At 60.0% G+C, this 7,590-nt stretch carries 5 protein-coding genes; 2 read left to right on the top strand and 3 right to left on the bottom strand.

What is annotated here, in order from left to right:
- Nucleotides 1-1,373: B12-binding domain-containing radical SAM protein (locus GSQ90_RS31950; protein WP_158819044.1), on the bottom strand; the 1,373-nt coding region annotated here is incomplete at its 3' end.
- 277 nt (nucleotides 1,374-1,650) lie between these two features.
- Between GSQ90_RS31950 and GSQ90_RS31945 the strand changes: the two genes are divergently transcribed.
- A complete protein-coding gene (locus GSQ90_RS31945) occupies nucleotides 1,651-2,940 on the top strand; it encodes a glycosyltransferase family 1 protein (RefSeq protein ID WP_158819043.1) in 1,290 nt (429 codons plus the stop codon).
- Between the two features lie 276 nt (nucleotides 2,941-3,216).
- On the opposite strand, the gene GSQ90_RS31940 is transcribed toward GSQ90_RS31945, so the two are convergent.
- Both GSQ90_RS31940 and nudC read right to left on the bottom strand, forming a co-directional pair.
- A complete protein-coding gene (locus GSQ90_RS31940) occupies nucleotides 3,217-4,392 on the bottom strand; it encodes a polysaccharide biosynthesis/export family protein (protein ID WP_158819046.1) in 1,176 nt (391 codons plus the stop codon).
- Nucleotides 4,393-4,582: 190 nt separating this feature from the next.
- Nucleotides 4,583-5,572 (bottom strand): NAD(+) diphosphatase, encoded by a 990-nt coding sequence (nudC, locus tag GSQ90_RS31935; RefSeq protein WP_246731875.1) that lies wholly within the window; start codon nucleotides 5,570-5,572, stop codon nucleotides 4,583-4,585.
- Nucleotides 5,573-5,682: 110 nt separating this feature from the next.
- On the opposite strand from nudC, the gene GSQ90_RS31930 reads away from it, so the two are divergent.
- Entirely contained in the window at nucleotides 5,683-7,548 is a 1,866-nt protein-coding gene (locus GSQ90_RS31930) for an extracellular solute-binding protein (protein ID WP_158819042.1), read from the top strand.
- Nucleotides 7,549-7,590 lie beyond the last annotated feature (42 nt).

Here is a 7,590-nt window from a genome sequence, read left to right as displayed (position 1 = left end):
GGACGCGGCCGCGGGCGTCGATTGGGGAAGGTGTGGCGGGTCTGGTAATCGTAGCGTTCATACAGTCGCGCCGGCGCGTAGGCGTGTTGCAGACAGGCGCGCCAGATGCCGATGGTCTGCTCATAGGGCAATTTGAAGACGACGTTGGACTCGAGCGTGTCGTCCTCTGAGAGGCGTTTCTCCTTCGCCAGCCGATCCCAAAGCGGCGTGCGCGGCAAGGCCTGCAGCAGATTGAGCGTCAGCATGGGAATGTGGGATTGCTCGACGAAATCTATGATTCTTTCCCGGGTTTCCGGAGAGTCGGTGTCGAGCCCGACGATAATGCCCGCGATGACCTCCATCCCATGCGCGTTCAATCGTCGCACAGCCTCAAGGATGGGCAACGTCAGGTTTTGATCTTTCGACATCGAGTGCAACGCCTCGGGCTCCGGAGTCTCGACGCCGCAGAAGATTGCGGTGAAACAGGCGGCCCGCATCATGGCGAGCAAGTCCTCGTATTTCGCGATATTGAGCGTCGCCTCGAACGCAAAAGACAATGGAAATGCGTTGCGTTCCTGCCATTCGATCAAATGCGGGATCAACTCGCGCGCCGCGCGCCGATTGGCGATGAAATTGTCGTCGACGAAATAGACCGCGGTCGACAATCCGCAGGCGCGCAGCTTGTCCAGTTCGGCGATGACGCGTTGCGGCGATTTATAGCGCGGCACGCGCCCGTAAAGGGCTGGAATGTCACAGAACTCGCATTCGTAAGGGCAGCCGCTCGAAAACTGCATCGAGCCGATAAAATAATGGTCGAAACTGACGAGTTCATAGGCCGGTATCGGAAAGTCATTGAGCGGCAGACGTTCGCGCGTTTCGAATCGGACTTGCGCGCGCGGCCGCGAACAATCCTCGGCGAGCCGCGAGAATAGCTCTCGCGTCGCATCGCCCATTTCGCCGATGTGGAGATAGTCGAAATCGGGGTAATATTCGGGACTTGCCGAGACGGAGGATCCGCCCAGAATCGCCGGCTTCCCGGCCGCGTGCGCGCGGCGCCGGATGTCGTCGATCTGTCGCCGCTGCACATGCATGCCGCTGACGAAAACGGCGTCGGCCCAGCGAAAATCTCTCTTCCTCGCCTTGACGATATTTTCGTCGACGAATTTGACCTCCCAGCCTTGCGGGAGGGCGGCGGCGATAACAAGCAAGCCCTGCGGCGGCATAAACGCCCGCAGGGAGCCCGTAATGTCATAGGCGTATTCGAAGGAGCCAAACGAAGGCTCGTAGCGTGGAAAGACGCAGAGAATGCGCCGCGCTTCGCTTGTCGAATTCTCCGTCCTCGAAGGGCCGCCTGGCTCGATTTCAACTAAAGGGATGGTTGGTTGATCCAGCATCGGGTGCCTGCCTACGATAAAGTTGAGATGATCCTATCCGATAATCGCTAATTGCGCTCGTCCGTGCCAACTCTGTCTGAGCCGGGGACCTTTTACAATCGAGAAGCGCCGACGATGGGCCACACGGCTGGAAAGTCAGATGAATACCGCGCCCTTCGGAGGGAGAGATTCGCGCTATTGGCGGTGGCGCAATGTGTTCGAGTTGCCGGCGGCGAATTGCGCTCGAGCTGCTAAACGAGTTGGGGACAACGAACAGTGGGAACGTTAATAAAATAAAATGTCAGTTTCCGTTATTTACGATCTATCCAGGCTGATCACGCGCGTCTTGAACGCCACGCCGAACGGCATTGATCGGGTCGATTGGCTGCTGGCCCGGCATTTCTTGACCCACCGGCAGTTCGAAACCTTTGCGTTGGGACTTGGCTTCACCGGTCCGCGGCTGCTCTCCAACAGAATCTCGCGCGGCGCTACTGACCGGGTCGCGGCGGCCTGGAACGAGATATCCGCAAAAGACCGTCGTTCCCCCGCTTATGAAGAAATTATCGAGCGTCTTCGCACGAAACACGAGGCGCCAGGACGCACAGCCCGCATCGTCCAACCGCGACCCAAGCGCCTCCTCAATGTGGCGCAAGCGTTGCTGCGGTACGGCCCCGGCCTCGGCCGGGCGCCTCGGGTAGGGGCTCCGAAAGGCTCATTTTATCTGAACGCCGCCAATTTCCCGCTCGATTGGAAGCGACACGTCGCGTGGCTTGATCGGCGCTCTGATATTCGTCCGGTCTTTTTCATCCACGACCTGCTGCCGCTCGAGAGGCCGGAATGGTTTTGGGCGAGCGAGCCGTCTCGCCACACCCGCCGTCTGGACTTATTGGCGCGGCGCGGCGCGGCGGCCATTGTCGCCAGCGCCGACGTCGAACAAAGCCTGCGGCGACATCTCGATCAGAGCGGGCGGGGTGAGTTGCCTATCTTTCGAAAGGGATTACCCGTTTCGCCGATTTTTTCAGAGCCTGCGGAGCCTGATCCTCGACTGGTCGACGTTCCATTTTTCGTCACATGCGGAACTATAGAGCCGCGCAAGAACCACCTGCTGCTGCTCGACGTCTGGCGTGAGCTCGTGACCAGACAAGGCGCGGACGCTCCTAAGCTCGTGATTGTGGGCAATCGCGGGTGGAATAGCGAGAAAATCGTCGCAGCGCTCGAAAGGGAGGCCCCACGCGGCCATGTGATCGAGGTCGCGGGTCTCCCGACGCGCGATTACAAAAGATTGCTCGATCATTGCCGGGCGCTTCTCGCGCCGTCATTCGCGGAGGGTTTCGGCCTGCCGGTTGCAGAGGCGCTCGCGACCGAAACGCCGGTCATCGCGTCCGACATCCCGCCGTTCCGCGAACAGAGCGGCGACCGCGTGACTTATCTCGATCCTCTGTCAGAGCAGGAGTGGCGCGAAGCCATCCTTAATTTGGCTGTTGCACGGCCAAAATCGGGCTCGGGCTTGCCAGCAACCGACCGGGCGGGAGAGTCCTCCGAGACCGCCTACTTGTCTGCGATAGATGATTACCTCAAGAGACTGTGACTTCGGATGCGTTGTCACGAGAACACAGTCGCGTTGATGATCGCTCAGGCGACCGCTGAACCGTTGAACGCCATTGCGCGTCTTCGGTTCTTGCGCGGGAACGTGCAAGCGCCTGCGAGGTCGTGGACACTGAACATGCTTCAATTGCGGCCATAGGCTGCGCGGATTTCGCCACTTCTTGAAATGGCGCCGCGCACATCCCCTCAGCAGCGAATGGCTTTTACCTTAAGGTCTGGGCGCGCCCGGAGAACCAAGCGCGCGGTTGATCGATAACGTTCACCTGACCCCCGCATAGACGCTTGCCGCCGAGCCCGCCGGCGACAACGCCGTGCTGAAAATATTGACGACTTTATTAACTTCCGTGAGCGGCGCGTTGGACACGTAGAGCAAGTCTCTATTAACGATGTGGAAGCTCTGTTCCGCGAATAGGCTGCTCGCGTCGCGCAAATTGAGCCGGTAAACGACAGGCGTCAAACGGCCATGCTGAATCAAGGTGCTGTTGGGCCTTAAAGCACGCACCACGCTCTCGGGCTCGTAGCGGAAGATGAAGACGCCTTGCGGGTCCGAACGATAATCCAGCAGCCCCCCCGCCTTGGCCAACGCCTGCGCGAGCGTTATGCCTTCGGCGTCGAAAGGAATTTCAGCGTTCCGGCCGGTCGCGCCATAGGCGAGGAAAGTCTGGGGATCCCTTATCAAGGTGAGTTCGTCGTCGGGTCGCATGAATATGTTTTCGCGCGGGTTCGATATGACCCGGCTTAATGCAACGCGAACGCTTGCCGAACCCCTGGATAGCTGAACGTAAGTTTCGTTGACCGGCGCCTTCACCCCGCCAGCCGCTGCGACGACATCAAGCAACCGATCGCCCCTGACTGAGAGCGGCACACGGGCGCCGTTCGTCACCTCGCCGGTCACCGTCACGGTATTGTTGACCGAATGCGCGACATTGACGAGAACCTGCGGTTGGATCGCCTTGCCTTCGAGCGCTTTTTCAATGACCTTCTGGATATCCTGGGTTGTGCGCCCGATCACCTGGATGCGGCCGGCATAGGGAACGCTGATGGATCCGTCGCGTCCGACGATCTGTTCCGGGATAGTTGCGCTATTCGATCCCGTGGTGAACCGATCGGCCACGAGGGGAGCGGAAAACAGCCCGCCCGCGCTCGCCTCCCAAATCGTCACCGAAACCGCATCGCCAACGCCGATATGAGGCTCAACCGACGGCCGATAGTCTCCAAAATGAGCCAAAAAACTGTCAGGAGCGCGATGGCGCAATGTGTCTATGACGGACGAATCAATATCGACAAATTCATATTGCTGGGCAACCGCCGTGCCGGCTTGATCGGCGACATCGCCGGCGCTAGGGCCCGATGTGGGTATCCCGGAACACCCGCCAAGGCTCAATAAAGCCAAGACCGGAAGAAGCCCCCGTGTATTAAAACGAAACGCCTTCAGCACAAACGAGCCCTCAGTCCTTGCGCCGTTCCCCTATCACGAACAGCAGCGTAGAGCCACCCTCCGCGCCGCGCGCCGCCAAGATGGCGCGCCTGCGTGGCGATCGGCCGCATCTTGCCCGCCATGAGCCTCCCCCCAAATCATTTTCAGAAAGTGAATCACGCATACCCGCTGCCCCCCACAGGCCCGCCTAACCCTGTGTCCATGCGCGCAAAATGTGATGGGCGATCGCCATCGGATGAGGCGCCAGCAGCTTGTCGGAATGGCGCCCCTGCAGCATTGAAGCGGCTTCGGCGCGCGAAAACCAGCGCGCATCTTCAAGCTCGATGCCGTCGACATGGAGTTCAAGCGTCGTCGCCTGCGCAATGCAGCCGATCATCAGGGACGCGGGAAACGGCCAGGGCTGCGAGGCGAGATAGGAGACAGACCCGCAGACGATCCCCGCCTCCTCGAAGATTTCCCGGCGCACCGCATCCTCGATCGTCTCGCCTGGCTCAAGAAAGCCGGCAAGGCACGAATACATGGATTTGGGGAACCGCGCCTGACGTCCGAGCAGGCAATTGTCGCCGTCGACCGCCAGCATGATGACGACAGGATCGGTGCGCGGAAAATGCTGCGCCTTGCAGACGTCGCACTCACGGCGCCAGCCCGACGCCGCAACGCGCGTCACGGCCCCGCAATTGGCGCAATGGCTGTGGCGCGTATGCCAATGCATCAGCGCCTTGGCCTGCCCCAACATGCCCACGAGATCGGGCGCGAGCAGGCCCTGAACTGCGATCGAGCGCATATCGATCAGGGCGAGGTCGCCGCGCCCTGGGACGATCATCACGCGCCGATCGAGAAAGCCATCGCTGGCGTCCGAGCGCAATTCGACCGCGCCATCGTCCAGCAGAAACGCAAAAACGGGAGCGCCGCCGGGAAGGAGGCCGAGTAGCGCGGCCTGACGCGACGCTCCGACCCCGTCGATTTCGCTCAAGGGGAATAAAGGATCGAGACCATCGACGCGTTTTTTCAGGATTGGCGTGTCGCGGCAGATGAGCAGCGCGCGGGCGTCCGGCCGGGCGCGCAAGCTCCCCAGAAAGGCTTCATCCTCGCGGCGCTCGGAGACCCGATCGAGCGGATTGACGGCAAAGCCGAACCCCATCGGCCGATCGGGCGATTTAAAAAAAGCCTCATTCATGCCCTCAACGCTCCAATTAACGCCCCTACGCCAGCGCGCTGGCCAGGAAAGAGATTAGCAGCTTAAATCGCCGCGAATCGGGATAGGACTTCAACTTGCGAGAAAGCCTCATGGCGTCAGGAATCACAAGGCGTTCGGCGTTGAAAATCGCCGCCGCCGGCCTCACTTTGCCGTGGGCTTTGACCGCCCGGGCGGCCTTTGCGGAGGGCGAGATCGAAACGCATGGCCTTTCGGCCTTCGGCGATCTTGCCCTGCCCCCCGATTTTAAACATTTCGACTATGTCAATCCGAACGCTCCAAAGGGCGGCCTATTGTCGCTCCAGATAACCAGCACCGGCGGCAACCAGAACTTCGACACGTTCGACACGCTGAACATGTTCTCGAAAAAAGGCGACGGCGCGGCAGGCATGACTGCGACCTTCGACAATCTCATGACGTCAACGGGCGACGAGCCCGATTCTGTTTATGGCCTCCTCGCGCGCGCCGTCCGCTACAGCCAGGACAAGCTCACATATCGATTCCTCCTGCGCCCCGAAGCCCGGTTCAGCGACGGCTCCAGGCTGACGGCGAGCGATATCGCCTTCTCCTTGAACACCCTCAAGGAGAAAGGTCATCCAACTTTTTCTCAACTTCTCACGGATGTCGAGAGCGTCGCCGCCGAAGCCGAGGACGTCGCGACCGTTCGATTCATCAAAGAGCGCAGCCGCGACGCCCATCTCATTGTCGCCGGCATGCCGATCTTCTCACAGGACTGGTGGAAGACGCGCGACTTCGACGCTTCGACGATGGAAGCGCCGCTCGGCTCCGGACCCTATAAGATGAAGACTTTCGAGCAAGGCCGTTTCATCGAATTCGAACTCGTAAAAGACTATTGGGCGAAAGATTTGCCGGTCAATGTCGGCGTCAATAATTTCCAACGCCTCCGCTTCGAATATTACCGGGAGCGGCAAGTCGCATTCGAGGCGTTCAAGGCCGGATCGATCAATTTCCATGAGGAATTGAACGTCCCAATTTGGGTGAACGGCTATGATTTCCCGTCCCTCCGCGACGGGCGGGTGAAGAAGGAAGTTCTGCACAATGGGGCGCCGACCGGCAACCAAGCCTGGTATTTCAACCTGCGCCGCGAACAATTCAAAGATCCGAGGGTGCGCGAGGCGATCGGCCTCGCCTTCGACTTCGAATGGACCAACAAGAACGTCAAATATTCCTCGACCAAGCGCGTGGTCTCCTATTTCCAGAATACTGACATGGAGGCCAAAGGGCCGCCTGGCCCTGACGAACTCGCATTGCTTGAGCCCTTTCGCGGCAAAGTTTCCGATGCGGTCTTTGGCGAGCCTTATCTGCCGCCGGTCTCTGACGGTTCGGGTAGCGACCGCCAATTGCTCCGGCGCGCCAATGATCTTCTGCTGGGCGCCGGCTGCAAACGCCAGGGCGGCGCGCTCAGCCTGCCGGATGGCAAACCCTTTGTGATTGAGTTCCTGGATTTCTCGGACTTTTTGCAACCGGTCACAACGCCATTTATCGACAATTTGCACAAGCTCGGCATCGACGCCCGATTGCGCATCGTCGATTCCGCGCAGTACAAGGCGCGCACCGAGAATTTCGATTTTGACGTTGTGCCCGCGCGATTTGGCGGCAGCCCGACGCCAGGCGTCGAGCTGCGCATTTTTTTTGGCTCGGCCGCGGCCACGCAACCAGGCTCGCGGAACATGGGCGGCGTCGCAGATCCGGTCGTCGACGCTTTGATCGAAAAAATCGCCAACGCACAGTCGCGCGTCGACCTCAACGCCGCGGCCAAAGCGCTCGACCGCGTGTTGCGAGCCGGCCATTATTGGGTGCCGATGTATTATCGCGACGAGGTCTGGATTGCCTATTGGGACGCATTTTCAAGACCCGAGCGTCAACCAAGGCTCGGCACCGGCGCCCCCGACACCTGGTGGTGGGACGAGCAAAAAGCCAAAAAAATCGGGCTCTAGGCGGAATAGATCGGTTATGAATAGGCGCCGACTCAGTCTTTT

Origin of the sequence: Methylocapsa sp. S129 (genome assembly GCF_009765995.1) — a bacterium.
Lineage (GTDB): Bacteria > Pseudomonadota > Alphaproteobacteria > Rhizobiales > Beijerinckiaceae > Roseiarcus.
This window is presented reverse-complemented; position numbering and strand designations above follow the sequence as displayed.